This window comes from Candidatus Kurthia intestinigallinarum, from assembly GCF_003991225.1.
Taxonomy (GTDB): domain Bacteria; phylum Bacillota; class Bacilli; order Bacillales_A; family Planococcaceae; genus Kurthia; species Kurthia populi.
In genome coordinates this window covers 1-26,200 of sequence record NZ_JTFC01000005.1, presented here as the reverse complement: position 1 = coordinate 26,200, position 26,200 = coordinate 1, and the positions used below count along the sequence as shown (strand labels likewise).

Genomic DNA, 26,200 nt, shown 5'->3' with positions numbered 1-26,200 from the left:
AGAAAGTCGTTCGGTCAAAGGTTGTCCTTCATTCATGAAAAGCAGGTGAAATCTCAGCGGGAATTGGATTCTGATAACGATTTCTTGTCACTTTATCATGCTCCTTCTTAGCAGCATCAATGACTTCTGGATGCAAAAATAAATGTTCTGCGGTTTTTGCAAGTGTCTTACTCGCATGTAGAAGTCCTTTATGAGCAAGACTTGTTTTCCCCTGCGATACAAGCTGCCATGTATGAAGCGGTGTCCCTGCAACAAAGCATGTAAAGAAAAATTGAGCAGTTGGTACGACCCAGCTCACATCCCCAACATCCGTCGAACCCGTCATATGGGCATAGCTTTTACGATACGGAATAATACTAGAAAAAAATGGTTTTCCAGCCACATAGAAATCTTCTTCTAACTCAAAATTCGACATCCGCTCCGCTTCTCGATGGGCTGAACTTAGCTCATCTGCTGTAATCGTTGCAGCCATCTTCTTCGCATAACAATATTCCTCTGCTGAATATTCTGGTAAACCCACGGCTTGTAACTTCTTCTCGACGATTTGATTAATCACATGATTGGGCACATAATCCGAGCATGCCTTATCAAAGCGAATTGATAATGTCGTTCCTGTCATTAGTGCTGCACCTTTAGCAATATCTACTACACGTTCATATAATGCATGAACTTGATTAATCTTAGGAGCCCTAATCAAATAGAGCACTTCTGCATGTGCTTGAACGACATTTGGTGAACGTCCTCCTGTATCTGTTACAGCGTAATGAACGCGTGCCTCCGGAATCATATGCTCGCGTAAATAGTTCACACCGACATTCATAAGCTCCGTCGCATCTAATGCGCTGCGGCCTAAATGAGGCGAGTCTGCTGCATGCGCTGCCTTCCCACTAAACTCAAAATACACTTGATAATTTGCAAGCGAAGAATAAGAAAAAACCCCCGTCATCGAATGTGGATGCCACGTAAGTGCTGTATCGACATGGTCAAATACCCCCTCACGAACCATATAGGTTTTGCCAGAGCCACCCTCTTCTGCAGGGCAACCAAAATACTGAATGGTCCCCTTAATTTCGCCGTCCTCCAAACGCTTCTTCAATGCTAAAACCGCTGAAACCCCTGCTGTACCAAGTAAATTATGACCACAGCCATGACCATTTTCACCTTCTAAAATCGCTATTTCTTCATCACTTTCAGCAACTTGACTAAGTCCTGGCAATGCATCATATTCTCCGAGAATCCCAATTACCGGCTTTTCATTACCATACGTCGCTGAAAAGGCTGTTGGTAATCCCCCAATTCCTCTCTCCACGACAAAGCCTTGCTCCTCTAAAAATGAACTAAGTAGCTGGCTAGATTGAAATTCCTTAAAACGTAACTCCGGATGTTCCCAAATCGTGTCGCTTAGTTCAATAATTTCATGATGATGTGCATCTATGATTGCGTCAATTGTTTGGCTGTGTGGCATCGTATCTACTCCCTTTCTTTTTGATAAATTGTTAGTAAAGCACTTGTTAAAACGTGAAGCGCTTGTTCCATAACATTTTCTTTAAAATCAAAGGCCTCATGATGGTGTCCTGCTGCAAGTTCTGTACCAAAGACGCTGTAACTCGCATAGCCACCTTGCTCTTGTACAGCTTCCATAAAGTAGGTAGCATCCTCTGAACCCGCCGCAAAATTTTCTCGGGGAATGACTGTCTCTATACCAGATTTATTAGCCGCTTCCGTAAGCAATGTGACAAGTCTTTCAGAAGAGCTTGCTGAATTGGCCTCTCCAACAATGGAATGCGTAGCTGTTACACCATACATTTGTGCAATCCCTTCTGTTATACGAATGACTTCCTCATACATATACGTATTAACCACCGTATTGATACCACGCGTTTCAAGCTGTAGCTTGGCATGATCTGCAATGACATTTCTTCCCGATCCGGCATGAAGTGTACCAATGTTAATCCGCGAATCGCCCAAACTACTTCGGCTAATGCCCTGCATCGCAATGACTGCCTGTGCAGCAGCCACTAATGCATTTCTTCCTTCCTCAGGATAAGCGCCCGCATGTGCCGCCATACCTGAGAATTCAACATCAATTTTTGTCGTTGCTAAAAAGCCATCTGCACCGCATACGACTGTATTCTCAGGAACCCCTGTACCGATATGCATTGCAAGAAAATAATCTACATCTTCAACGACACCTGCTTCAACCATGGATTTCGCACCGCGTACACTCTCCTCTGCTGGCTGGAATATAATTTTTACAACGCCTTCAATTGAGGAGCGATTTTGTGAAAGAATCGTCGCAAGCGCTAAGCCAATCGCGGCATGCCCATCATGGCCACAAGCATGCATCTCTCCATCATGAATAGACGAAAATCCTTGCGCAAGAGGCAAATGTTTTTTTTCAATCGATTCAAAAATAGGAAGTGCATCAATATCAAATCGAAAGGCAACAGTTGGTCCCGGTAAATCACCGGGAATTGTCGCAACTACGCCTGTATAGCCACCCTCAAAATGAGAAGCATACTTTGTATCTGCCCCTTCTTTAATTGCTCGCTCATAGCTTTTTTGGAGTTGTTCCTGCGATGGAAGCCCCATTCGGTTCTCAGAAATTACTTCTTTTCCAAGTAAAATATCAATATCCTGTTCCTCTAAATAAGCCGCAATTTTCGAAGCTGTTCGAAATTCTGTCCATCCGACTTCTGGATGAGCATGAAAATCGCGACGCCACTGATTCATTTGTGCAATGATGCTCTGTGGAATCTCCATCTCTTTTCACCCTTCCTTACATTTTCATATAAATACCAGGACCAATTGGAATGTTAAACAGTGCGAATATAACGAGTAATAATGTCCAAACTATAAGGAATGCAACCGTGTACGGAATCATTAATGACATTAACGTCCCAATTCCTGCCTTCTTATCGTAAACATGCAGGAATGAGAGAATAATCGCGAAATAAGGATTTAGTGGTGTCACCATATTCGTTGAAGATTCACCAATTCGATAAGCTAGCTGAATAAAGGCTGGATTATAGCCAAGTGCCATAAATGTCGGAATAAAAATCGGTGCCACAAGTGCCCATAACGCTGAGCCACTAATGATAAAGAGACTCAGACATGCTACAAGTAAAACAAAGAGAATAATCGCAAATATATTGGTTAAATTCAAAAACTCTAAAATGTTTGAGAAATGGACAGCTAACCATGTTGAAAGATTTGTCCAGTTAAAAAATGCAACAAACTGCGCAATCATAAATACCAACACAATATAACCAGATAAATCCTTCACAGCCTCTGCCATTAGCTTCGGCACATCTTTAGTAGATTGAATTTTCTGAATAGTGACACCGTATGTAATGCCGGCGACTAGAAACAAGCCAAATAATAATGGTACGATGCCTGTTAAAAATGGAGAGCGTAGAAATGTGCCATCGTCGTTTAGAAGCGGCGAATTCGGAATAAAAAGCGCAATAAGAAGTGCAATTACATAAATCGCCATTGCAATACAAGCATTGCGCAAACCTTTTTTCTCAAGGGCCGTAATAACGTGTGCCATATCATCCTTATGGTCCCCTGTATATTTACCAAGACGTGGCTCCACATATTTTTCCGTAATAATTGTCCCTAGTGTCGCTAGTACAAATGTTGAAACACTCATAAAGAACCAGTTATCAACAGGCGAGACATGTGCATCTGGATTAAAACCCTTTGCTACCTCTGTTGCAATACCTGATAGTAATACATCTGTACCCGCAATAATAATATTCGCTGAAAAGCCAATTCCTGTAGCAGCTAAACCTGAAGCTAAACCTGCAAGTGGATGTCGTCCAACAGCTAAGAAAGCTAACGCAGCTAGCGGTGGTACGACAACGAACGCGGCATCTGACGCAACATTTGCTAAAATTCCGATAAAGAAGACAGCAAACGTAATGATTCGTCCAGGCGTTGCTAAAATCGCCTGCTTCATTGCTACTTCAAGTAAGCCAACCTTCTCTGAAAGCCCAATGCCTAGCATGACGACAATTACTAACCCAAGTGGCGCAAAGCTTGTAAAATTCGTAATCATATCGGACAAAATATAACGAATACCTTCTGTTGACACTAACGTTTTTACTGCTACAGGGTCCCCAGTTGTTGGGTGTTTCACTGCATCACCATAAATAGACAAGAAGAAGGTCGCAATTACTAATAGAATTGTTAAATAGAAAAATAGAATAAATGGATCTGGTAGGCGATTTCCTACACGCTCGACTAGATGTAAAAAGCGGTCAAAGCGCGAATTTCCTCCCATTGAAACGTATCCTTGCTCTTTTTTTGCACGCATAAAGTTCCCCCTAACGAATGTTTTAGGACAAGTTATTACTCTGTCTTAAAATTTATGGTAAACTATTTACAAATAAATTTCCACTACACAAAGGAGAAAAAAAATGAAAAAAATAGCTATTTTTTATAAAATCGAATCTGAAGACTGGATTAAATCTTATACAAATTCATTAGAAGATCAATGGCAATTTTATTATTTTAGTTATACTAATTTAACTCATTTAGCAACAATTTTTTCTGAAAATTCTATCTTTTTTGATGGTATTTTATGTAGTGGACAAATCCCTTATTTTCATCTCAAAAGAAACCACCCACAATTCAAAAAACCAATGCGTTACATCGCAATTTCTGAGGAAGATTTTTACAAAAAATGCTTTCACTATTCGCAGCAAGATCCTCACTTTCAGTTAAAAAAATGCTTTATCGATTTCTTATATCAAGAAAATAATTTCCTCTCTATTCGAGATACATTTCCTAAAGAAAATTGGCCACATATATTCAATGAATCTATTACAGCATTTGATGAAGAAAAAATTTATGGACATCTTGCCGAATATTCTGAGCAACTTAGCAAGCAACCACATATTCGCTACTACCTTACTCGTTTGCCACATCTGTCTACAAATATGCCGGACTCGATTACAACAATTGTGTTTACACCTTCAGAGGCAAGTGTTAAAAACACCATTGACCTTTTAATAAAAGACATGGAAATTGATCGATTGACACAAAATCAGCTTGTTGTCGGCTATGTACAATTGCATGATTTACATCGTGATTTAGATTATCGGAAAATTACCTTGTATAAGTCGTTACTCGATTTTGGACGCACGGAAAATTTACCTTTTATTCTTCAGCAAGAATCTTTTGCTATTAAAATCTTAATCAGCTATACAGATTTTTTAACGCTTACACACAATAAAACATCGTGCGCTATTCAACAGATGCTCTCAGATACTATTGATTTTCATGTTTCGATTGGATGGGGGATTGGCGTATCGATACAAGAAGCGCTGTTTAACGGCGAAAAAGCTGCTTTTCTTGGAGAAGACAGCAAAAAGACCACAACTTATATTATTGAAAAAAATGGCACAACGATTGGCCCGATAGCAAATGATCTGAAACTCAACCTATCTGATACAACTATCCAAAAGCTAAATACCATTTATCAAAAGACAAATATCTCAACAACCATTCTTCAGCGTATGTATCAGTCACTTCAAAAGCGCGGAAACTATGAAACGAACGCGACAGATTTAGCACTCGATTTAAATACGACCGAACGTTCTGCAAATCGCTATTTAAAAAAGCTTGTAGAGCATGGTTATGCGAGTTTATCTACTACACAGCAAATAAAAATGCAGGGGCGTCCTAAGCATGTTTATGAAATTCATTTTTTTGATTACTAAATACTTATTTGTGTCTTATCAAAGTAGGACCTTAATTTAAAAAGTAACCATTGTATTCCAGCATCGAATTACCAATTAATTCTTTTTATGATAAAATTTTAATAAATAGGGAGGTGAATTTTTGTGAAAAATATTTTTCTTATTTTATTCGGACTTATTTTAACCATCTTTCTCGTTACCTTCTTTGAATCTGTTGGCTTGATGATTGTTGCAGGTTTAGCGTTTGGGACATTACTTAGCATTGCCTATAGCGTACATACGAAAGCGTAAAAAAGCTGAGCATACGAAAATAAGGAATCGCGCGTTGGCACGATTCCTTATTTTTGTTGTGAACAACTATTTTATTTCGCCCCGGCAGATGTTAAACCACCAAATGGACTTAAAAATGTTCGTCCTAATGTATCATCTTTTTTCGCTATCGGCAGTTTAGAGAATAATAGCTCTGCCGTTGTATACGCTTCCTCTAAGTGTGGGTAGCGTACATTATCCTCAAAGTCCCAGCCTGTCTTTTGTGGCAATTTCGAAATAACTAGCCCACCACTTACGTTTGGCGCCCAATAGGAAAATTTCAATGTCATGAAAAACACTCCTTCGATTAGAAAATTCAGATTTTTTATGATAATAATACCTATCATATAACTAAGAATTATGTGTAAAAAATTTTAATTTACTTGCAGCAGTCCACTCTTTTGCTCCATAAAGTCTTCTAGTTTTCTAGTTAACCCACCTGGTCCAAATTTTTTTCCTACAGCACAGTGCTGTAAGCTAAATTGAAAAATCAACCGACGGCGTTTAATAATATCGTGCACACCTAGCTCAAAAAAATAATTATCAATTGTATTATAAATGCCTTTATTTAAAGCAAATTTCTCCTCACAAAACTGCACAAAGCGTAAATCTGGTAAATGAAATACCTCATCTAGATTGGCCATGCTATCCTCTCCTTACAATGCACAAAAGCCTCTCTAATCCAAAAATTAGAGAGGCTCTAGTTGTCTAGTCACCTATAACCAAAACGCAAAAGGAGAGCAAATCGATCATTAATCGATAAGCCCTCCAGTTGTCTGGTCGGTTTGTTTAATTTGTTGTTGCTAGTATAAACATTACTATTCCTAGTAGTCAAGTATGCTTTATAAAAATTTAATAAAAAATCACTCAAAAACCGCTTCATATCTGGATTTTAAAAAAGTTAAAAATACTTTCCAAACAAAAAAACACCTCCAGTAATCTGAAGATGTTGTTCCGTTTAAGCCATTGCTTTTAAGCCGATTAAGCCGACGATAATTGCCGCCATACTAATTAAGCGCATTCTATTTTTTGCTTCACCAAAAAATAAAATATTCACAACAACAGCCCCCACCGTACCAATGCCAATCCAAATGACATAAGCAATGCTTAATTGTAAATAATGAAATGATTGATAAAGGAAAAAGAAGGATAAACCAAATCCACCAATATAGAGTGCGAGCTGCCAGGACTTCTTAGCCTGACTAAATAAACGTAAACCGACAACACCGGCAATCTCACAGGAAGCAGCTAATAATACAAATATCCAGCCCATATTATGCCTCCTTCCCTTTGCCATCACTTAATTTCAAGCCAATAATTCCGGCAATTAAAATCAGCATAAAGGCACTTGTCATCAAATCAAGTGGTTTATCAAAAATAAGTAAATCCATTAATACGGTTCCAAACGTCCCGACACCAGCAAAAATAGCATAGACAGTGCCTGTCGGCAAGTTTTCACAGGCTTTCGCTAAAAAGTGGAAATCGAGCATAATCAGACCGACAATCAAAATCCAATGCCACCAACTCGATGCAAACGAAAATCCTAAAAGCCATAATATTTCACAGAGACTGGTTAAAGCGACGTACATCCAGTCTTTTTTCATAATAACTCCTCCAAATTTTAAAAAAAGTGACTTGTAGTCATTTTTTGTGTTAAAAATATAGGTATTCAACTTATTGAATACCTAATGCGCGGTGGACAAACGTTTTTAGTGTACGAATTTGTTGTGCAGCAAATGCTTCATCTACTTTATCATCGAATAAATAAAGCTGCTCTGCTGTCGATTCAATAGTCCCGATTAAAATACGTGCTGTACTAAATGCATCCATATCCGCATTCATTGATTGTTCTTGTTGACCTCGCACAATTAAATGAGCCATCCAATCATAAAATGGAGAGTAAATGTCCTCCCATTCACGAATATACTCACTTTTTGCAAGACCTGCATATAAAAGCTGTAATCGATCCTTTTGTTCAAGGTTAAAGCGCATCATCGCATCAATCATGTCATTTAGCTGTTGCGCTGCAGATGATGACTTTTTTGTCTCCTGTTGCAAATACGCAAGAATCTCAACAATTACCTGCTTAGCAATTTCAGGCATAACTGCTGCCTTCGTTGGAAAATACAAATAGAAAGTCCCTTGTGCAATGCCTGCGAGCTTCACAATATCAGATACTTTTGTATTATCAATTCCCTGCGTTAAAAATACTTCCTGTGCTGCAGCGATTATACGCTCTTTTTTGTCAGCCATGTATGCGCCCCCCTTCTCCTTCCCTCTATCGTAACGGATAGTGTGAATGACTGTCAATCAGTAGGTTTTGTGACAACCGTGTGAAATTGAGATACTTTTTACACTATGAGCTCCATTTGTGAGTGCTTCTTCACAAATAGTTCATGATTTTCTTGTACAATAGATGATGAATAATAGCTAAACTAAAAGGAGCGGTAAACAACATGATGAAACGTTTTATGCCCGTTGCAGCAGCAGCCATTGTGACAACAACAATGAGCTTACCTGCTTTTGCACATTCAGAATTAACAGACTCAAATCCAACAGATGGACAAGTCGTAAAAAAGGTACTCGATGAAGTGTCCATTACCTTTAGCGGCAAAATTGAAAAAGGGAGTGACATTACCGTAACAGATTCAAAAGGCAAAGAAGTCGAATCAAATGATTTAACAATTCATAATACTGAAATGACGGCTTCATTTGACAAGCCCCTTGCAAATGACGACTATCAGGTTGATTGGAATGTCTTAAGCGCTGACGGCCATCCAGTAGAAGGCACGTATTCATTTTCTGTTAATGCAAAAGAAGTGAAGGAAGAAAAAGCAGCAGAAACTACTACTGAAGAAAAAGTAGAAACGAAAGAAAAAGAAGAAAAACCAGCTACACCAACTGAGGAAGAGGTCACTGGTCCATCAGTTGGCATGCTAGCAGCTGTCTTCGGTGGATTAGTTGTCGTGATTGGCGGCGGTTTATTCTTCTTGTTACGTAAAAAATAATGCTCGAAATTTCTCAAGCATTCCTTTATATTTGTCTAGCGATTTTAACAGGAACATTTGTGCTTTATAGCGTGCCTGCACAAAAGCGTCCTGAAATCGTTGTACCGAAAAAATGGCTACTTATTAGCGCGGTTGCCATTCCTATACTATCTTTTGTTGCAGTGATTGAAGTTATTATTAATCTTGGCGCACGTATTGGCTACTTAGATGCTACCCTGCTTGTATTATCTTCTACAACGGTAGGACTCGCGTGGGTGATGACACTCGCCTTTTCTATTATGCTGATTATTTTAGTCGCACGCGGTATGTTTGCCCGCTTTGGCCTTTTGATTATGGTCATCTTGATGATGACGCTCGCTTGGGGAAGTCATGCGACATCAATGAATTTTACAACAGGCATCATCAGCGATTTCTTGCATACGATTGCGATGAGTGTTTGGGTAGGAACATTATTTGTTGTGAGCTTTTTTGCAAAAAATACAGCTAATTGGCTGGCATTCTTAAAATGGTTTTCAATTGTCGCAGCAGCTAGCTTATTTACGATCATCATTAGTGGCTTAATTTTAATGGGTGTCCTTGTGCCAAGCTATGTTACATCATGGCTAACAAATTATGGTCAAGGGTTATTCTTAAAGCATATGTTTGTTGTGCCAATTGTTTTATTAGCTTTTGCCAATATGATTATTGCACGTTTTATGTTAAAACGAGACATGCCGTTTAACCCGCTTCCATGGGTTCGTATCGAAAGCTCATTTTTAATGATTATTTTAATCATTACCGCTTTCTTTACACAGCAACAACCGCCTGTTCATGAGCTAACACAATCGATGGTATCTCCTGTATTCCAGTGGTTGCATGGTGGAGCGGCAATTGACGGAGACACAGTTATGAATTTTGCATTTTCTGGTGTGGCCGTCGCCTTTTTATCACTTGCGACGATTAGTCTTTGTATCTTTTTGATGTCATTCCTTATTCGTCAAATACCAGCTTATGTCACGTTTATTCTCGGCTTTATTGCTGCGGTATCGACGTACATATTTGTTATGAAAAGCATTGTATTGCTCTAAAATTAAATCGTTTTGAAAGAAGAATGCCATTCATGGCGATTCTTCTTTTTTATTTGTGACATATTCTTGTACCCTTTCAATATCTTTTACTTTTTTCTAGCATACATATAGTCTTTTAGTTTTATTACCTATATAATTAGAACTAATTTAGTAGAGAGAAGAGGAGACTTTTATGAGTATTTATAATTACTTGGTAAAAAAGCCCAATAATGAGATTTTATCAATGCAAACGTATCAGCAACAAGTCATGCTTATTGTGAATACAGCAAGCCAGTGTCAATTTACATATCAATATGAAGATTTGCAAAAACTGTATACACGTTATCAAGAACGCGGCTTTACTATTTTAGCCTTTCCTTGCAATCAATTTGGTGAACAAAATCCAGAAGATAGTCAAACGACTGCCACACAATGCAAATTACAATATGGTGTCTCTTATCCAGTCTTCGATAAAGTGATGGTAAACGGTGAAAAGGCACATCCTTTATTTCACTATTTAAAGCATGAAATATCTTGCAAAGACATGCCTCGTGACAATATGCAACAACAAATGTTGTACGCTCATATTGAGGAAAATTATCCTGACTATTTACTCGCGCCGAATATTCGCTGGAACTTCACAAAATTTTTAGTAAATCGTCAGGGACATGTTGTGCATCGCTTTGAGCCAGATGATTCAATTTTAGACATTGAACAAGCAATCGAATCATTACTTTAAGGAGGAAATCCAATGAGTGTTAGTAAAAAATTAAATTTGGCCTTTATCTCTATTTTGATTATTATGTTTTTATCGATTTCGTTTGCGATTATTAATGTCGTCTCTATTGATAAAAAAGCAGACGAGGCCTTCCAAAATAGGATTGTACAAGTACAATTACTTGATGAAATTATGATTAATTTGTATAAACAAGGTCTATATGCGCGTGCCATTATTATCGAGGACTCAGAAAGTAATCGTGACCTACTAGCTGCTAGCGCAAAGGGCGTCGATGATTCCATTGCAAAGCTAGAAAATTATTTAATGGCTTCCTCAGTCAAACAGCAATGGAAGGAATTGAATACATACAATAATGAATTCAATGACCAAATGAACGTCTTTATGACCGCAATTAATGCAAAAAATAAGCGCGAGGCAAAACGAATTGTTGTAGAGGATATTGCAAGCTCAAATGGGCATTTGGTAAAGCTTGCGGATGAAATGCGAACGTATCAAAATCAGCAATTAACCGATATTGCAGATGAAACAACTTCTGTGATTTCGTCGACAAAATGGACAGCTAGTATTTCATTAATTATCAGTATCGTGATTACGCTATTCTTTATCGTGTATATTCGTCGTCATATTGTGAACCCACTGACGAATGTAAACAAGCTCGTAAATATTGTCGCCGATGGAGATTTAACACAGCAAGATATTCCCGTACACGCAAAAGATGAAATTGGTCAGCTTGCGATAAGTGTCAATAAAATGAAAAATAACCTTCATCATCTTGTAGGAAATTTACAAATGAATGCAGAGCAATTATCCGCAGCAGCCGAAGAATTGTCGGCAAGCACAGAAGAAGTAAGTGCGACGAGCGACGAAATTACATCACAGGTCGAAACGGTTGCAGCGCGTGCTTCTTCATCTGTTGAAGCATCGAATGAAAGTGCTTATGCAATGGACGAAACCGCTCAAGGCGTACAACGCATTGCCGAATCTGCCCAAACATTAAACGAATCGGCATCAGATACGAGTAATCAAGCTTCACAAGGGCTTGCGACAGTGAGCGATGCAAGTAAACAAATGACAGACATTAATAATTCGACAGATTTAGTTAGTCAATTAGTGACGAAGCTTTCCGCACAAACGGTGGAAATTGCTTTGATGACAAAAATTATTACCGACATTACCGATCAAACGAACCTACTTGCACTTAATGCCTCAATAGAAGCGGCACGTGCAGGCGAACATGGGAAGGGCTTCGCAGTTGTTGCTGCAGAAGTTGGAAAACTTGCAGAGCAATCGAAGAAATCAGCGAACTCGATTAAACGCTTAACGGACGAGATTCAGCTAGATACAGCGAATGTTGAAAAAGCAGTAGCAGCGTCCCTTGTCTCTGTAAAACAGGGTGTTGATGTAATTGAGGAGGCACATACATCCTTTGATACGATTTCAATGGCTGTGTCGACAATGACCGCACAAATCGAAGATATTTCTGCAACATCTGAGGAATTATCTGCAGGTGCTGAGCAAGTAGCTGCCTCTATTCAAGACATTTCTGGTGGGGCATCACAGGCTTCTCAAAGTATTCATGTCATTGTTGATTCAATGGAAGAGCAAAAAGCGACGATGGAGCAAATCACTCAGGTCGCAATGGAATTAAGTAATCATGCGCAACAATTAAATGAAGAGATTCGCGCATTTAAAGTATAACCATTATAAAAAGGAGACTTGGACAAAACACGTCATGTTCCTTTTTTAGCATTCACAACACAAAACCGGAACCGCGCCACCGCGCGATTCCGGTTTTTTATATGCTCATAGGAAAGGTTGTTTTACACGTATGTCCCAGTCTCTTTTTAAATACTATCAACGTGGTAGCATTTTTGAACTATCTAGCATTTCATCCTTAATTTCTTTTAAAATAGTCGACACATCTTCTACAGAAATGGTTCCTTTAGACGTTGTAAATACTTGAACTACCCCCACTTAGCGCGACCATTGCAACAAGCCAAATAAGGATGGTCAGCCACATGCCTTTTTTCGTTGATACAAAATCTGTAATCGAACTTAATAATTTTTTCATTTGTTCTCCTCCTCACTATAGGACTATAGCAAGCGAATATAAATTCCAGAAAAAAATCGCATAATTTTATTTGATTTTGGGAATAGAATGGATAATGATAGGAGGCTTTCACATGGTCATTTTAGAAAATAATCGATTGAAGCTCGTACAACCTGATTTACAGTATTTAGAAGCAATGCATCGTATTCATGCTGACCCTTCCACAAATCGCTACAACCCAGGTGGACCACATGAATCTATAGAACAAACCCGCGAGATGTTACTAAACTGGATGGATGACTGGACACGTGACGAAATTGGCTATTTTATTATGATTGAAAAGGCCTCTAATGACGTGATTGGTATGTGCGGTGTGCGCTACCGTGATTGGCAAAATGGCCGTATTTTTAATTTAGCGTATCGATTAGATACAGCTTATACACGGAAGGGCTATACAAAAGAGGCTAATGAGCTTGTACTACAGTATATTCACGATACAATTGATACAAATCCTAAGATTGTTGCGCGTACGAAATATAATAATATCCCGTCGATAAAAACGGCGGAGGCCCTTGGCTTAGCATTAAATCCTCGCTTTGATAATTTTGAAGAACCGGGAGATGTGTATTTATTTAATAAAGGCTGCTTTGCTTAAAAAGATCGTACTGCGGTACGATTTTTTAATTTTCAAAAAAACCATTGTTGACGCCACCTTTTCGCGCTATAGTGATGCTAAAGGGAGGAATTTTCATGACTATTTTAGAAAAGCTACGTCTCATCTTAAAACAGCAAGATGTTGAGGCTTTCATCGTAATGAGCGATCAAAACCGCCGCTACTTAACAAATTTTACAGGAAGTGAGGGCGCGGTTCTCGTCACACAAACTGAGGCCAAATTATTCGTGGACTTCCGTTACACAGAGCAAGCCACAGCACAATGCCCTGATTTTACAGTGCAAGAAATTAACCCGAGACACGTATATGATGTTATTAATGCCTCGCTGAAAGAGCAAAATATTACAACACTTGCCTTTGAAGAACAGCATGTCTCATTCGCTACATATCGTATGCTAACAGCAAATATTAAGGCTACATTACAGCCGATGTCACTGCTTGTTGAAGCAATACGCCTAACGAAAACACCTGATGAAATCGAATTAATTAAGAAAGCTGCATGGATTTCAGATGAGGCATTCACGCATATTTTGACGTTTATTAAGCCTGGCGTGACAGAACGTGAAATTGCTTTTGAGCTTGAATCACATATGCGTAAAAATGGTGCAGATGGCGCATCATTTGATATGATTGTTGCCTCAGGTACGCGCTCTGCCCTACCACATGGTGCACCGACAGAGAAAAAAATTGAAACAGGTGATATGCTGACACTAGATTTCGGTGCTTATTATAAGGGCTATCGCTCGGATATGACGCGCACGATTGCTGTTGGAGAGCCGCCTGCTGAGCTACGAAAAATTTATGATATTGTCTTAGCAGCACAGGAATTATCACTGAAGGAAATGAAAATCGGCATGACCGCACAAGAGGTCGATAGCCTATCACGCGATTACATTACCGCACAAGGCTACGGCGCACAATACGGTCATGGTGCAGGCCATGGCATTGGCCTTGATATTCATGAGGACATTTTCTTAGCACAAGGTGTTGCTACACCAGTGAGAGAAAATATGGTGCTTACAATGGAGCCTGGTATTTATATCCCTGGACTTGGTGGCGTGCGTATCGAGGATGACGTCATTATGACAAAGGACGGCGCAGAGGTTATTACTCATTCACCAAAAGAATTGATTGTGCTATAGCAGTGAAAAAAGGACAGTACCTGTATGGGTACCGCCCTTTTTTTATTTTATAGCTCCGTATATTTCGATTTATTTCCCTTTGCCTTTTCAACTGGATATTTTAAGGCATTCTTTTTAATTTTTTGTTGAACAGCTTTTGCTAAATCAATCTGTGCCTCATCCGCAAATAATAATGCATAAATTACAACATCTGCTAGCTCGTCTTTGATGTTCTCTTTATTAATAGTTAATGCTTCATCACTCGTTTTCCATTGGAAATTTTCAAGTAATTCACTTGCCTCTAGTGACAATGATAGCGCAACATCTTTTGGATTGTGGAATTGTTTCCAGTTTCGCTCATCCCGAAACGCTATCACCTGTTTTTGTAGTTCTTCAATTGTCATGCTTTCAGCTCCTTTAAACGCTCGCGTAATGCTTCATCATACGCATAAATATAGAGGCCATGAACGCCGCGTTTCATTAAAATATTGAGTGAATTTAAAATGATTCGTTCCTTCGCAAACTCAACATTTTCGATTCCTTCTGTCCCTGCATAAGCACCTGTATCTTTATATTTTGTTGTATCAATTCTCAAGCAATCATTCGCTGCATCATACTGAATAGATGGCCCAAGCACAACCCCGACATAATTCAAATCAAATCCCTGAATCGTATAAATAGAGCCCGCCTCTTGGATCGTTTCCTGACGTTCTGCCCATGTTGTAGAACTTGCAGTTGTATTCCAGGGCATTTGATAGTCCCCTTTAGATTCCGTTACATAATAGGTTTTATTGTCTTTCTTATGTAGAAAATCAAATGTGGCAACAACGCGGCTTAATCCTACGTCCTTATTTTTCTCTTCAATTGCTTGATGAAGCTGCTGCAAGCTATCAAAACAGGCCACCTCATATTTTTCATCTACAGGTATGGGCAGTAGCTTCTTATCTTTAAAAGCATCAATCCATTTAATTATTTGATCATTGGCTTGCATACGAAATTGATTCGTTAACGGGTAAACTTTACACGTTTTTGCCGTCTGCTTTAAGGTTTCCAGTTTAGCAGCTTCCCATAGGCTCTTCAATTTCAATACTTGATTTTGGTCATAAACAATAATCACAATCTTTGCCAGTTTCATTAATTCTTCTAATTGATTATTTCCATAAAAATTATTATATGTATCTTTGCGTGTTAATAATAAATGCGCCTCATCCACTAAAATAATATCTGCACGCTCATCATTTTTTTGAAGACGGTTAATAAGCGGTGTTGGTTTTTCAATATTTTTAGCCTTTAGATGCTTCACATTTTTAGCAATTCCTTTATAGGTCTTGAGCATTTCCTCATGATTGACGACCAAATAGTTAGTTGTTTTCTTAAGCGCCCCCTCTTCTAGTGCATACTCTTGTAAGGTGTTAAAAATCGAGCTCAGTACGACACTTTTTCCAACGCCCGCTTCTCCTTCAATAATTAACAAACTGCTTTCATCCTGGATGTGATTTTCACAAAATTCGAGTACCTCCTCTTTTAAATCAAGCTGTTCACGAGAAAGTTCTTTAAATGGCGACAGCTTAAAAATATCTTTATTTTCGATTGCATGCAGTGAATGCTGCACAAGCTTTTTTTGTCGCAATTGTTGCCATAGCTCTTGAAAGACTTCTTCATCATAAAAAGATTTTTCGTAGTAATTATGTGTCACATGGCTTACTGTTTTACTTTTATTTTGTAATAAATATTTTTCATCTCCTAAAAAGTAATTGATCAATTTCGTTTCGAGATGAAATGTTGCGGAGCGGTTAAATCGTTCATGCTGAATGAGATTGATTTGTGTTAAATTTTTACGCGCCTTATTTTTCAAATGCGCCTTCATTCTTTTTTTAAAATAAATCGTTTCCCCGATGTAAGCTTCCTTATCATTATTAAGCAAATAAATAACAGGATAATTCAAATAAGATTCTTGCTGGCTAATGCGATTTAATGCATCATTTTTAAAATCCATCGATACGATTTCTAACGAGCCCATTGTCTAACCCCTCCATTTTTTACTTATTATATCAAAAAAAGCATGCATTTTTATTCGCATGCTTCAAGCAGTTTTTTAATCCTCTAAAATCTCCAAATCGAAAATTTTATCTGTATGTTTAGAATACGCTACTTTACAACGATACGTTCCTTCTTTTATCGTTGGAAAGTTTTCTAAATTTGTGCTTAAGGATACATCGTTTACTTCAACATCAATGAGACTGTAAGAGCCAAATCGTCCTCCTATATCTTCCAAAATTAAAATCGTACATTTTCCAGAAGCTACCGATCTATTCTTATTGTCAAATGCTTGTTGGACAGCTAGAACACTTCCATACGCACATACGATAAAGAATACAATGAGAATAATGATAGATACAAGAAAATCTTTATGACCTCGTTGTTTTTTAAACATATAGATAATAATACTTAATAGAAAAATGCTTCCGCCTATAAACAAAATTAATGACCATACAATGTCACTCATCTAATAAATCTCCTTTATACTATTATCTTTTAGTAAGCGTATCTATTTTTGTAGTTGAATGATAAATAGCTTCTCTACTCTGCCATCTTCTTCAATTGTTTCATAACTTGCGATTTTATACTGTTCCACACTAATGACATCCGTTAAATAAGCGGGTAATTCCGCTTTTACATTCAGCGGATTCAGTGAATGTTGATACGGAAAATTAGCTGCATTTGGATTAGGCGAATGGATAAATAACGCATCCATAGAAGCATCTTCATGACATAGTTCAATCCATAGTTGATAAGGCTTTCCCCAGTTTTCCAGCTCTTTATTTGCCTCATTAAACAAATTAAATAAAGCCTTTACATGTTGCTTTCTTATGTTTACAGCATCATTTCCATGTCCACAAAAGTCGATATGCGTATGCCAAAAATCAAACCAACTTTCCGCACTAAAATCTAAATCATAATTCTTTATATGTGCTTCCTTTTGTAAATTACGAAAGTAACGTCGTTTTCCTCTAAATTTTTTCATTCATTTTCACCTTATCCCTCTAATCTAAGCGCACAATCGCCCATTATCTCTACGCGCTCCTGCCCTACTCGCTCGGCCAACTCTTTTGGCAATGTCACAATTACTGGCTTCGTTGCTTTTAATGGTTTTTTATTCGCGGTAAGTGAAATTTGTAGCTTGTCATGGCATAAAATATCGACAGCGACTTGCTTATAGCTATCTTGAATAAGTAGCTCGAGCCCTGCACCGTCTGTAAAGCAAATGGCCTGTGCCTTACCCTTATACGTACCGAACCAGCTATTGCCAAAGCCCGCAAGCTCGACATCATATGCCTCCACAGTCTCCGTTATTTCCTGAAGGGCCCCTTCTAAGCATAGTGGCTCTCCTTCACGAAATGTCACAATAAGCTGTGATAATGTTCGCTTGATGGCGATGACCTCGCGTTTTTCAACACAGCTAACTTCATTTGTTGTCGTATTTAGCTTATATAAATGACGTTCATTGTCGACCGCACAAAAATAGATTGCCTCTTCAAATGCCGAGCAAAATTGCACGCGTCCCTCGACTAATACGGCTGTTTTTCGTGTATCTACATTCATTTTAATAAGCTTTGACGACGTTGGATGTGGAAAATAAATCGCATCCTCACAGTAGGTCACATCATAAAAATTCGACATGCCTTTATACGTCTCACTCAGGCACTGCGGGTAATGATTGTGATTCCAGTGGTGATCACGCTTCATAAACTCATCCGAGCGTAAAAAATAACGATAGCGAATTTCATGATTTTTCAGCTTCGAGCCCAAATCATTCCATGTCGCATCGATATGATACCACTCGCCGCCGAGCTGCACCATATTCCACGCATGCCCTAAATCACTCTCACCATCCGCCTTGCCGACCACGTAATAACAAGGAATGTGAAGCTCCTCCATCATCTTTTCAAAAAGTAAGGCATACGCCATACAAACGCCCTGCTTCTCATGCATAAAGGTAAATACCGTAAACGGCGAGCCGGTTGTATTCATCTCATATTGGTGATTGCGCACGATATAGTCATGTACCGCGACAACCTTTTGCACATCACTCATATCCTCCTTAATCAATTGCTTTAAAATACGCCCAATTTCATCAACGACCCATTTATGCTCGTCACGCGACATCCGGTAATGCATCGAAAAATCAATTTTAATACGGCTCTTTGACACGTTTATATATTTGCTTTGCTGGCGTGCGCAGTGCTGTGTGTGAAACGGCTGCTGCAAATGTGAGATGTCAAAAGCATCCTGCAGTAGCTCACTAAGCGGCTTCGGCAGGCGCCCATTAATATGCAGCGAAAATTTTCGGTCTCCTCGTTGCATATGCGTCACTAACGCCGGTAGTAGCTGCTTCGCTGTAATTGTTGACTGCTTCAAGCCGCCGTTCGCCTGAAACGTCTGTAATGATTCAAAATAAATAGCCATCTAATTCCCTACAATCTATACATAATGGCTTTATTATAACAAAAAAAGAAGCCCGCTTTCGCCAGGCTTCTTCCTTTTATTTCATCATATACGCTGCAGGAATCGATACTGTCACCGGACCCGCTGCATATGGTGCCACCTCATATGGTGCAAAGACGACCTTAATGCCACCTGACGCTACCCAGTAATACGGATGACCTGCAATCGTTGTTGTGCTATCTGCAAATGGATATTTTTCAGGATATCCTAGCATTTTTGCTTTGGCATATTTTTTTGCTTTCAAATATGCCGCTTCTGACTTGAATGCCCCTTTTAATGAAAGCTGTGTTCCTTTATAAACATTGTAGCTTTCATATGAAGAGTTGCCATGCGCCCCGCCATTATACACATAAAGCTGCGTTAAAATACTAACCTTCGTTGATGATTTGTATTTCACAAAGGGTGTCAGCACAGCCCAGTATTCCATATAATCTGGTACACTACCATTTGCCTTATCACGCGCCAATTGCTGATCCAATTCTTTTTGTAGCGCGTACGTTTCCTTCGCCTCATTTAGCATCTTCGCATTGACCGCTTTATACTTATCCCCGTGAATGACTGCATATTGAATCTGCTCCGTCTTATAATGCTTGACTGAGATCTTCGGTGCCACCGCACTTGCCCCTAGACTTTGAAGCGGTAACATTACGAGAAAGCATAGCATAATGAGTACCGTCCATAGCTTCTTCATTGAAATCACCCCTTTATTAGTTTACCTTCTTCCTTCTATTATAATATGAAAAAGCAATCAACCGTTAGTTTAACGTACTATTTTTTCTGAAAATTTAGTCTTTTAAAGTTTTAAAAAAGCCTACGAAAAAAAGCGTAGGCTTCTCTGTTATTTAATATATTTTTTGGGAATTAATACGGTTTTCATTCCATCTACATACGGTGCTACCTCATACGGATCAAATACCACTTTGATGCCGCCAGTTGATGTGAAGTAGAATGCATGACCGGCAATTGTCGACTTATTATCCGCAAATGGATAGCTGGCTGGATTATGTAGCATTTTTTGCTTCGCATATTTCTTACCATTTACGTAGGCTGAATCCGATTTAAAGGCTTTCTTTAATGATATTAGCTTACCTTTATAGACATTGTAACTTTCATAATATGAATTTCCATGTGCGCCACCATCATAAATATACGTTTGTGTTAAAATACTGATATTTGTTGATGTTTTATATTTTATAACAGGTGTTAGGCCAATCACATAATCAGTTCCCTGTAAAACCACGCCAGCCTCTTTGTCTTTCTTCATCTGCTTATCAAGCTTTTTTTGTGTAGCATAAGCTTCCTCTGCCTCTTTTTTCATCTTCGCATTGACCGCTTTATATTTATCCCCGTGAATGACTGCATATTGAATCTGCTCCGTCTTATACGTCTTGACCGAAATCTTAGGTGCTGCCGCACTTGCCCCTAAACCTTGAAGCGGTAACATTGCGAGAAAGCATAGCATAATGAGTACCGTTCCTAACTTCTTCATTGAAATCACCCCTTTATCAGTTACCTTCTTCCTTTATTATAGTCTGAAAAAGTAACCAATTGTTAGTTTAATATGTTATTTTTCTGAAAAATTAATCTTTTTTAAAAAAAGCCTACGAAAAAAAGCGTAGGCTCTTTTGGTTATTTAATTTTTATCGATACGGTTTTCATTCCATCTGCAAATGAAGCTAATTCATATGGATCAAATACCACTTTTACTCCACCTGTTGAAACGCGTGACTCGCAATGGTTATACTTGCATCTGCATAAGGATATTTTTTTACAACAGAACCATGTTATTGGTTTAGAGACTTCAAATTCTTTCGAACTGAATTTCTAAATGCTTCACTTTTTAGTAGTTGAATGTGAAATGCGTTTAGAGATTTTTCTAATTTCCTTCTTTTTAGCACATCTTTTTCTTCTAAACAATTTGAAAAGAAGACTACTTCTAATTTATTGTTTCTAATATCTTCAGCGTAAAATGCGCTATTAAGAATATTCAAAGTTGAACCACCCTTTTGTCCAGCATGTTTTAACCATTCTTGATTTCGAGGGTTTAACATTAATTGTTCCATGATTTTATCGAGGTAATTATGAACATCCTTCGGAAAGAAGGTTTTGCTGTTTAATTTTTCTAAGATAGACATATATTCATTAGCTGTCGATTTAGGCATGCGATTAGACCAAATTCTCTGAAAATCTAAATTTAACTTGTTCATTATTTGATTTTTATGTTCTTTAGATAATGGATTACGATTCCATTCTTCATTTAAAGCGATAGATTCTCTATAGTATTCATTCGAATCCATTTTTTCAAATTTCTCCAATATATATTCTATATTGGAGAAGTTTTGATCATATCCATTTAACTTTAATGGTATGTATAGCGCTTCTGTAGCTGGGAAAATATTTTCATGTTTCTTTAACTGTAATTCTCCCAATAATTTGTTTGTATTCTCAATCCCTAAAATATTCATTAAATATGAAGTGTTAGCATTAGAACTATAATGAATCATTCCCTGAGCAACCTCTAATAATGTCACTTGTTCCCTATCACCTAACGTTTTTAACCATTCTTGATATGAGCCACCATCGCTATTAGGTATAAAATATTTTTCTATTTCTTTAATATTAATTAAATTGCTAGCAATCAATTTTCTTTCTGCCACTTGTTTCGAAAATTCAATTGCAACTATTATTTTGGCTACACTGGCTAAAGGTAACATCTTATTTTCGTTGCATTGCCCTAAAATTTCCCCATTATACTTAACTAATATGGCTACTTCATTATTGCTATTTTCTTTCATAAATTTATAAATATACTCTGGATTTGATTTTGTTTTATAAACCCAAATTCTATTTAAAATGAATATAAAAATTAGAAATATAAGTAAACTATACAAAAAAATCAATTTTAAAATCGCACCTCATCCTATAAAAATTTATGCTACAAAGTATATCTTTAATTCTCTCACAAAAATGGTAGCATAGTAAATTCGGTTATAATGTAAACACTTGAGAGAATATAGTCAGATTTCTTTTCTTTATGGCCTTAGCTTCGTTTAAGTTTAATAAAATCCCCCAGGTTATTAATTGGCTTACTTAATATTTTAGTTTCTTTCCTCTATTCCTATGTAAGCATGATTTCACACTACAGCTTATTATACGCTTTTTTCCTCATACAAAAACACATCAAAGCTGTCCGAGCTCTGAGGTGCTTTTTAAATTAGCACATTATTTTAATTGAGATTTTGGAATCGATACGGTTACGAAACCATCTGCATATGGTGCTACTTCGTATGGATCAAATACGACTTTAATGCCGCCTGTTGATGTGAAGTAGAATGAATGACCTGCAATTGTTGTTTTCTTATCTGCTAAAGGATATTTCTTTTTATTATCTAAAACTTTTGCTTTCGCATATTTTTTAGCATTTAAATACGCTTTTTCTGATTTGAAAACACTTTTCAATGATACTTCTTTGCCGTTAATTGTGTTGTAGCTGATTGCAGTGAAGTTACCATGTGCTGCATCATCTGCTGTTTCTGACATCACAGAAAGAATACTTACTTTGCTCGCTGATTTAAATTTCACGATAGGTTTTAATGCCATTTCAGTTTTTTCAGCAGCTTGGTAGTCATACGCTTTTTTTGCTTCTTTTTTCATTTTTGCATTTACTGCTTTGTATTTGTCCCCAGCAATAACTGCGTATTGAATATCGTCTGCGCCTTTATAGTCTTTAATGGATACTTTTGGTGCAGATGCTGCTTGAGCCCCAATGCTTTGAACTGGTACTGCCACCATAAAACCTAACATTGCTGCTGTTGCTACTAATTTTTTCAAATAAAACACTCCTTAGAACTTATTTCTATCATTTCCATTATAACACAATTTTTTATAGTTAAATGGAGATAGGTAAATTAACAAACTATTTATAAATCAATTTCTTATTAGATATTTAAGCATTTTAATACAACATATAATGGTAAATTTCCATCTTATAGTACAGGACGGTACGTATTCCAAAAAGTTCCTGGGCTTTTCCACCAAATAAAAAAAGTCACACATCGGTGTGACTCTCTCTCCATTTAAAGCTCTGTATCAATGGTTAAATTATAAATATGCGCGTCTACATCATTTTCAAAAATATAAAATTCGTGATTCCAATAAGAGATATCTACACTATCAAGCGGCCAGTTGTTTTTTTGGGTAAAAGGCTGTTCGGTTACGACACCATTTTCAACCGCAAATACATGCAGCGCATTATTTACCTCTGTAAGAATGGCATCATTCTTAAAGCCACTTAATGAGTCTACTTCTACCGTTTTTTGGTCTGCAAATAACGCACTTTCCTTTTTATCTTTCATGCTATATGTCATCAGTTTATTTTTATCAAATTGTCCTTGCTTTAAATTATCCACATACACAATTGTATGCTCATCAATAAAAGTTAGCCAATCTGGATTTTTCGCTGTAATAGGGTACTTTTTGTTCGTTTTTTTCTTCGTATCCTGTACATGAAGCATCATTTTTTCTGATGATTTATCAATATAAGCAATCACACCATCGCGAATCGTGTAATCAGAAACTTTCCATTTATCCTTAGAAACGGTACGGATGGTTTTGCGTTTTTGTGTTGTTAAATCATAGGTCATCAGCTTTGTTTGTTTCGTAACTTGCTCATGCTCTGCCCATACAACAAGGTCACCCGAAATCTCTGGAAAATCGGTATACACTGTATCACTTGTTGTGCCGAATGACAGCGTCTTGTTTGTTTTTTCATTAAATGCGTAGAATTTTGTGCTACCTCCTAGATCATCTCCATCTACCCAGATAATCCAGTCTCCGCTATTTTTTAAGCCCTGTGTTGCCGCTTTATCTAAATTAGAATGGAAAATACTTTTATACGCACCAGATGTTCGGTCAATTTTCACAATCTGATTAGCAATCGATGCAGAACCTGGCTCACATACGGCCACGTAAATAAAATCATTCGTTGCTATGTAACTCGTTAAATTCGTATAAGGTAACTTGACATCATCCTTCAGTTTTTCATCCTTGATCATCGTATAGCCTGTGCTACGCTCACTCTTCTTATTAGCACCCACTGTTAAAAAAATCGCCATACCGATAACAACGGCGATGATGCACACTACTAGCCCTTTTTTCCTCAATACAACCTGCTCCCTACGCAATTTACTTTTGCTATCTCTTATAAGAACGTTCCAATAATGAAACAGTTGCATTTTTTTGAATTTCTTACAAAAAAAGACCGCCTCTATGGCCTTTTAAGTAGCTAAAACCCCAGCAAGCGCTTATCAGGGGTATCTTTAAAAAGAATATGCTCCACCTTACGCATGGCGCGCGACATCATCTTTTTATCATACATTGGTGGAATGAAACGGCCGCCTTCTCGGTAGCCTGTCAAAAGACGCTGCCCACTTAAATTTGTCGTAATAATTGTCGGCTTATGCTGGCGACTATTTAATATACTTCGTAGCACATTGCTCGTATACTCGCTCGCCCGCTTATCACTATAAATATCCCCAGTTTCCGCACCTAAATCATCGAGTACGAGCACATCCACCTTACTCGCGAGCGTCACAAAATAATTTTGCGTATACATACTTTCTCTGTTACCCACACTATCACGCATCAGCTCCATTGTCCGACCAAAATCTAAAAATAAAGTACGTCGATTTTGCGGTGAGGCCTCATTGACCTGCTGTAAAATACTCATCGCCAAATGACTTTTCCCACATCCGGTCTCCGGCGACTGAATCCATACATTAAACACCTCGCCCTGAATAAAGCGCTCTGCCACACGAACCGCGAGCATTTTATTCAGCTGCTCCTCTTCTGTCTCTGCTTTGAACTACCCCCACTTAGCCGTTCTTCGAACGTTGCTTGAAGTGGGAGATTCCTACGAACAGTGCTTGCTTGTTTCCAGTTGCTCGAAACAGCGGCTTCACTTTTTTTAGTAGGCTATCCCCGTCGTTCCTACGGTTGTTGCTTTAAAAGTCTTAACCCTTCGATTAAGATATTCTTACTTGCATTAATATCTCGGTCTAGTGTCGTATCACAAGATGGACAAGTCCACTCACGAATATCCAATGTTTTCTTGCCATCTCGATGACCACAGGCATGACAAAGTTGGCTCGATGGGAAAAATCTGTCGATTTCAACAATTTTTCTACCGAACCATTTCGCCTTATACATCAGTTTTTGTACAAAAGAAGACCATGACACATCACTGATCGCTTTCGCTAACTTATGATTTTTCAACATGCCTTTTGTGTTTAAGTCTTCAAGACAGATGACGTCATAGTGACGAATCAATTCTGTTGACAGTTTATTCAAAAAATCTTCTCGTTGAAACGCGACACGCTCACGCAAACGAGCCACTTTACGACGTTGCTTTTGATAGTTCATGCACTCACGTAAATCACGCCCATCTTTTTTCGCTTGCTCGTAGCGACGTGATAACTTGCGTTGCTCACGTTTTAACTTCTGCTCCATTTTGGCTGTAAAGCGTTGGTTATCCACTTTACGTCCAGTAGACAGAATCGCAAAATCGGTGATACCTAAATCAATTCCTACAGCTTCCTTTGTTTTAGGCAATGGCTTAAAGTCTGGCACTTCGCATTGGACAGACACGTAAAATGTACCACTCGCATTGTATTTGATTGTCGCCTTTAAAATACGCCCTTTAATGTCACGCGATTTTACAAACTTTACAAGTCCTAATTTTGGTAGCTTCATTTGATTACCGATAATCGCAATATTGTTATTCGTATTCTTCGTAGTATAACTTTGAACTGGATTCTTTTTACTTTTAAAGCGAGGATAGTTATTTTGCTTTTGAAAGAAACGTTTAAAAGCGTCTAGTAAATTTTCATAAGAGGCTTGTAATGCCACACTATCTACGTTGCGTAGCCATGCCGTATCATCTTGTTTTTTCAGCTTTGTGAGCATTTTAGACATAATGGAACGATTCAACCCTTTTCCTTCTTCTTCATAAGAAGTATTCCAACGTTCAAGGAAATAGTTGT

The 26,200-nt window shown here is 38.0% G+C and carries 28 protein-coding genes and 1 pseudogene; 8 read left to right on the top strand and 21 right to left on the bottom strand.

The genetic code is table 11. The features are described from left to right. Window positions 1–28: 28 nt before the first annotated feature. The 3 genes from QI30_RS00945 to QI30_RS00935 are packed head-to-tail and all read right to left on the bottom strand — an operon-like array spanning window position 29 to window position 4,321. Window positions 29–1,465 (bottom strand): M20 family metallopeptidase, encoded by a 1,437-nt coding sequence (locus QI30_RS00945; protein ID WP_126989074.1) that lies wholly within the window; start codon window positions 1,463–1,465, stop codon window positions 29–31. A 5-nt stretch (window positions 1,466–1,470) separates the two neighbouring features. Next, window positions 1,471–2,763: an amidohydrolase gene (locus QI30_RS00940; RefSeq protein ID WP_126989073.1), complete on the bottom strand. Its 1,293-nt coding sequence runs from the start codon at window positions 2,761–2,763 to the stop codon at window positions 1,471–1,473. Between the two features lie 16 nt (window positions 2,764–2,779). Continuing rightward, window positions 2,780–4,321, bottom strand: coding sequence for an AbgT family transporter (locus tag QI30_RS00935; RefSeq protein WP_233600493.1), 1,542 nt, complete (start codon window positions 4,319–4,321; stop codon window positions 2,780–2,782). Window positions 4,322–4,424: 103 nt separating this feature from the next. On the opposite strand from QI30_RS00935, the gene QI30_RS00930 reads away from it, so the two are divergent. Both QI30_RS00930 and QI30_RS20280 read left to right on the top strand, forming a co-directional pair. Beyond that, window positions 4,425–5,729, top strand: a complete 1,305-nt coding sequence (locus QI30_RS00930; RefSeq protein WP_126989072.1) for a hypothetical protein — start codon at window positions 4,425–4,427, stop codon at window positions 5,727–5,729. A gap of 123 nt (window positions 5,730–5,852) precedes the next feature. Further along, window positions 5,853–5,999, top strand: a complete 147-nt coding sequence (locus QI30_RS20280; protein WP_158620925.1) for a hypothetical protein — start codon at window positions 5,853–5,855, stop codon at window positions 5,997–5,999. A 188-nt stretch (window positions 6,000–6,187) separates the two neighbouring features. Here the strand turns inward: QI30_RS20280 and QI30_RS21185 are convergent. The 5 genes and pseudogenes from QI30_RS21185 to QI30_RS00905 form a co-directional block, all read right to left on the bottom strand. After that, window positions 6,188–6,307 (bottom strand): annotated as a pseudogene (locus tag QI30_RS21185) (dimethylsulfone monooxygenase SfnG); the annotation flags it as partial. Between the two features lie 84 nt (window positions 6,308–6,391). Then, window positions 6,392–6,661, bottom strand: a complete 270-nt coding sequence (locus tag QI30_RS00920; protein WP_126989070.1) for a hypothetical protein — start codon at window positions 6,659–6,661, stop codon at window positions 6,392–6,394. Between the two features lie 314 nt (window positions 6,662–6,975). Continuing rightward, window positions 6,976–7,290, bottom strand: coding sequence for a DMT family transporter (locus QI30_RS00915; protein WP_126989069.1), 315 nt, complete (start codon window positions 7,288–7,290; stop codon window positions 6,976–6,978). A 1-nt stretch (window position 7,291) separates the two neighbouring features. Continuing rightward, complete coding sequence (locus QI30_RS00910; RefSeq protein WP_126989068.1) at window positions 7,292–7,621, bottom strand: DMT family transporter; 330 nt, start codon at window positions 7,619–7,621, stop codon at window positions 7,292–7,294. Window positions 7,622–7,691: 70 nt separating this feature from the next. Continuing rightward, window positions 7,692–8,270 carry a TetR family transcriptional regulator gene (locus QI30_RS00905; protein WP_126989067.1) on the bottom strand — a complete coding sequence of 193 codons (579 nt, stop codon included), beginning with the start codon at window positions 8,268–8,270 and terminating at the stop codon, window positions 7,692–7,694. A 203-nt stretch (window positions 8,271–8,473) separates the two neighbouring features. On the opposite strand from QI30_RS00905, the gene QI30_RS00900 reads away from it, so the two are divergent. From QI30_RS00900 to QI30_RS00885, 4 genes are all read left to right on the top strand, one after another. Then, on the top strand, window positions 8,474–9,025 hold the full coding sequence (locus QI30_RS00900; RefSeq protein ID WP_233600492.1) for a copper resistance CopC family protein: 552 nt from the start codon (window positions 8,474–8,476) through the stop codon (window positions 9,023–9,025). After that, a complete protein-coding gene (locus QI30_RS00895) occupies window positions 9,025–10,092 on the top strand; it encodes a copper resistance D family protein (protein WP_126989066.1) in 1,068 nt (355 codons plus the stop codon). The genes QI30_RS00900 and QI30_RS00895 overlap by 1 nt, the downstream gene beginning before the upstream one ends. 172 nt (window positions 10,093–10,264) lie before the next feature. Further along, window positions 10,265–10,810 (top strand): glutathione peroxidase, encoded by a 546-nt coding sequence (locus tag QI30_RS00890; RefSeq protein WP_126989065.1) that lies wholly within the window; start codon window positions 10,265–10,267, stop codon window positions 10,808–10,810. 12 nt (window positions 10,811–10,822) lie between these two features. Further along, window positions 10,823–12,508: a methyl-accepting chemotaxis protein gene (locus QI30_RS00885; RefSeq protein ID WP_126989064.1), complete on the top strand. Its 1,686-nt coding sequence runs from the start codon at window positions 10,823–10,825 to the stop codon at window positions 12,506–12,508. A gap of 244 nt (window positions 12,509–12,752) precedes the next feature. Here the strand turns inward: QI30_RS00885 and QI30_RS21060 are convergent, their stop codons facing one another. Next, on the bottom strand, window positions 12,753–12,881 hold the full coding sequence (locus tag QI30_RS21060; protein ID WP_255411542.1) for a hypothetical protein: 129 nt from the start codon (window positions 12,879–12,881) through the stop codon (window positions 12,753–12,755). A gap of 112 nt (window positions 12,882–12,993) precedes the next feature. On the opposite strand from QI30_RS21060, the gene QI30_RS00880 reads away from it, so the two are divergent. Beyond that, window positions 12,994–13,515, top strand: coding sequence for a GNAT family N-acetyltransferase (locus tag QI30_RS00880; RefSeq protein ID WP_158620924.1), 522 nt, complete (start codon window positions 12,994–12,996; stop codon window positions 13,513–13,515). Window positions 13,516–13,610: 95 nt separating this feature from the next. Further along, window positions 13,611–14,675 (top strand): M24 family metallopeptidase, encoded by a 1,065-nt coding sequence (locus tag QI30_RS00875; protein ID WP_126989062.1) that lies wholly within the window; start codon window positions 13,611–13,613, stop codon window positions 14,673–14,675. A gap of 47 nt (window positions 14,676–14,722) precedes the next feature. Here the strand turns inward: QI30_RS00875 and QI30_RS00870 are convergent, their stop codons facing one another. From QI30_RS00870 to tnpB, 12 genes are all read right to left on the bottom strand, one after another. Beyond that, window positions 14,723–15,058, bottom strand: coding sequence for a nucleotide pyrophosphohydrolase (locus QI30_RS00870; protein ID WP_199754616.1), 336 nt, complete (start codon window positions 15,056–15,058; stop codon window positions 14,723–14,725). Beyond that, window positions 15,055–16,674: a DUF2075 domain-containing protein gene (locus tag QI30_RS00865; RefSeq protein ID WP_126989061.1), complete on the bottom strand. Its 1,620-nt coding sequence runs from the start codon at window positions 16,672–16,674 to the stop codon at window positions 15,055–15,057. The genes QI30_RS00870 and QI30_RS00865 overlap by 4 nt, the downstream gene beginning before the upstream one ends. Before the next feature lie 75 nt (window positions 16,675–16,749). After that, window positions 16,750–17,160 carry a hypothetical protein gene (locus QI30_RS00860; RefSeq protein WP_126989060.1) on the bottom strand — a complete coding sequence of 137 codons (411 nt, stop codon included), beginning with the start codon at window positions 17,158–17,160 and terminating at the stop codon, window positions 16,750–16,752. Between the two features lie 42 nt (window positions 17,161–17,202). Next, window positions 17,203–17,679, bottom strand: a complete 477-nt coding sequence (locus tag QI30_RS00855) for a hypothetical protein (protein ID WP_126989059.1) — start codon at window positions 17,677–17,679, stop codon at window positions 17,203–17,205. 11 nt (window positions 17,680–17,690) lie between these two features. Then, complete coding sequence (locus QI30_RS00850; RefSeq protein WP_126989058.1) at window positions 17,691–19,121, bottom strand: transglutaminase domain-containing protein; 1,431 nt, start codon at window positions 19,119–19,121, stop codon at window positions 17,691–17,693. A 76-nt stretch (window positions 19,122–19,197) separates the two neighbouring features. Beyond that, window positions 19,198–19,851, bottom strand: coding sequence for a DUF3298 and DUF4163 domain-containing protein (locus tag QI30_RS00845; protein ID WP_126989057.1), 654 nt, complete (start codon window positions 19,849–19,851; stop codon window positions 19,198–19,200). Between the two features lie 147 nt (window positions 19,852–19,998). Next, window positions 19,999–20,649, bottom strand: a complete 651-nt coding sequence (locus QI30_RS00840) for a DUF3298 and DUF4163 domain-containing protein (protein WP_126989056.1) — start codon at window positions 20,647–20,649, stop codon at window positions 19,999–20,001. Between the two features lie 295 nt (window positions 20,650–20,944). Continuing rightward, complete coding sequence (locus tag QI30_RS00835; protein ID WP_126989055.1) at window positions 20,945–21,955, bottom strand: serine hydrolase; 1,011 nt, start codon at window positions 21,953–21,955, stop codon at window positions 20,945–20,947. Between the two features lie 427 nt (window positions 21,956–22,382). Further along, entirely contained in the window at window positions 22,383–22,991 is a 609-nt protein-coding gene (locus QI30_RS00830; protein WP_126989054.1) for an RsiV family protein, read from the bottom strand. A gap of 245 nt (window positions 22,992–23,236) precedes the next feature. Further along, a complete protein-coding gene (locus QI30_RS00825) occupies window positions 23,237–24,322 on the bottom strand; it encodes a hypothetical protein (RefSeq protein ID WP_126989053.1) in 1,086 nt (361 codons plus the stop codon). 122 nt (window positions 24,323–24,444) lie between these two features. Beyond that, window positions 24,445–24,987: an ATP-binding protein gene (locus tag QI30_RS00820; RefSeq protein WP_126989052.1), complete on the bottom strand. Its 543-nt coding sequence runs from the start codon at window positions 24,985–24,987 to the stop codon at window positions 24,445–24,447. Between the two features lie 161 nt (window positions 24,988–25,148). After that, the coding region (gene tnpB / locus QI30_RS00815; RefSeq protein WP_148113843.1) for an IS200/IS605 family element RNA-guided endonuclease TnpB at window positions 25,149–26,200 on the bottom strand (1,052 nt) is incomplete at its 5' end.

What these genes read in the sequence shown, in the direction of transcription:
- QI30_RS00850 (WP_126989058.1), bottom strand. Translation starts at nt 19,121, where the DNA reads ATGGCTATTTATTTTGAATCATTACAGACGTTTCAGGCGAACGGCGGC.
- QI30_RS00820 (WP_126989052.1), bottom strand. Translation starts at nt 24,987, where the DNA reads ATGCTCGCGGTTCGTGTGGCAGAGCGCTTTATTCAGGGCGAGGTGTTT.
- QI30_RS00930 (WP_126989072.1), top strand. Translation starts at nt 4,425, where the DNA reads ATGAAAAAAATAGCTATTTTTTATAAAATCGAATCTGAAGACTGGATT.
- QI30_RS00855 (WP_126989059.1), bottom strand. Translation starts at nt 17,679, where the DNA reads ATGAAAAAATTTAGAGGAAAACGACGTTACTTTCGTAATTTACAAAAG.
- QI30_RS00840 (WP_126989056.1), bottom strand. Translation starts at nt 20,649, where the DNA reads ATGAAGAAGTTAGGAACGGTACTCATTATGCTATGCTTTCTCGCAATG.
- QI30_RS00880 (WP_158620924.1), top strand. Translation starts at nt 12,994, where the DNA reads ATGGTCATTTTAGAAAATAATCGATTGAAGCTCGTACAACCTGATTTA.
- QI30_RS00870 (WP_199754616.1), bottom strand. Translation starts at nt 15,058, where the DNA reads ATGACAATTGAAGAACTACAAAAACAGGTGATAGCGTTTCGGGATGAG.
- QI30_RS00860 (WP_126989060.1), bottom strand. Translation starts at nt 17,160, where the DNA reads ATGAGTGACATTGTATGGTCATTAATTTTGTTTATAGGCGGAAGCATT.
- QI30_RS00835 (WP_126989055.1), bottom strand. Translation starts at nt 21,955, where the DNA reads ATGAAAGAAAATAGCAATAATGAAGTAGCCATATTAGTTAAGTATAAT.
- QI30_RS00945 (WP_126989074.1), bottom strand. Translation starts at nt 1,465, where the DNA reads ATGCCACACAGCCAAACAATTGACGCAATCATAGATGCACATCATCAT.
- QI30_RS00885 (WP_126989064.1), top strand. Translation starts at nt 10,823, where the DNA reads ATGAGTGTTAGTAAAAAATTAAATTTGGCCTTTATCTCTATTTTGATT.
- QI30_RS00935 (WP_233600493.1), bottom strand. Translation starts at nt 4,321, where the DNA reads ATGCGTGCAAAAAAAGAGCAAGGATACGTTTCAATGGGAGGAAATTCG.
- QI30_RS00920 (WP_126989070.1), bottom strand. Translation starts at nt 6,661, where the DNA reads ATGGCCAATCTAGATGAGGTATTTCATTTACCAGATTTACGCTTTGTG.
- QI30_RS00915 (WP_126989069.1), bottom strand. Translation starts at nt 7,290, where the DNA reads ATGGGCTGGATATTTGTATTATTAGCTGCTTCCTGTGAGATTGCCGGT.
- QI30_RS00900 (WP_233600492.1), top strand. Translation starts at nt 8,474, where the DNA reads ATGATGAAACGTTTTATGCCCGTTGCAGCAGCAGCCATTGTGACAACA.
- QI30_RS21060 (WP_255411542.1), bottom strand. Translation starts at nt 12,881, where the DNA reads ATGAAAAAATTATTAAGTTCGATTACAGATTTTGTATCAACGAAAAAA.
- QI30_RS00910 (WP_126989068.1), bottom strand. Translation starts at nt 7,621, where the DNA reads ATGAAAAAAGACTGGATGTACGTCGCTTTAACCAGTCTCTGTGAAATA.
- QI30_RS00875 (WP_126989062.1), top strand. Translation starts at nt 13,611, where the DNA reads ATGACTATTTTAGAAAAGCTACGTCTCATCTTAAAACAGCAAGATGTT.
- QI30_RS00845 (WP_126989057.1), bottom strand. Translation starts at nt 19,851, where the DNA reads ATGAAGAAGCTATGGACGGTACTCATTATGCTATGCTTTCTCGTAATG.
- QI30_RS00940 (WP_126989073.1), bottom strand. Translation starts at nt 2,763, where the DNA reads ATGGAGATTCCACAGAGCATCATTGCACAAATGAATCAGTGGCGTCGC.
- QI30_RS00890 (WP_126989065.1), top strand. Translation starts at nt 10,265, where the DNA reads ATGAGTATTTATAATTACTTGGTAAAAAAGCCCAATAATGAGATTTTA.
- QI30_RS00865 (WP_126989061.1), bottom strand. Translation starts at nt 16,674, where the DNA reads ATGGGCTCGTTAGAAATCGTATCGATGGATTTTAAAAATGATGCATTA.
- QI30_RS00895 (WP_126989066.1), top strand. Translation starts at nt 9,025, where the DNA reads ATGCTCGAAATTTCTCAAGCATTCCTTTATATTTGTCTAGCGATTTTA.
- QI30_RS00905 (WP_126989067.1), bottom strand. Translation starts at nt 8,270, where the DNA reads ATGGCTGACAAAAAAGAGCGTATAATCGCTGCAGCACAGGAAGTATTT.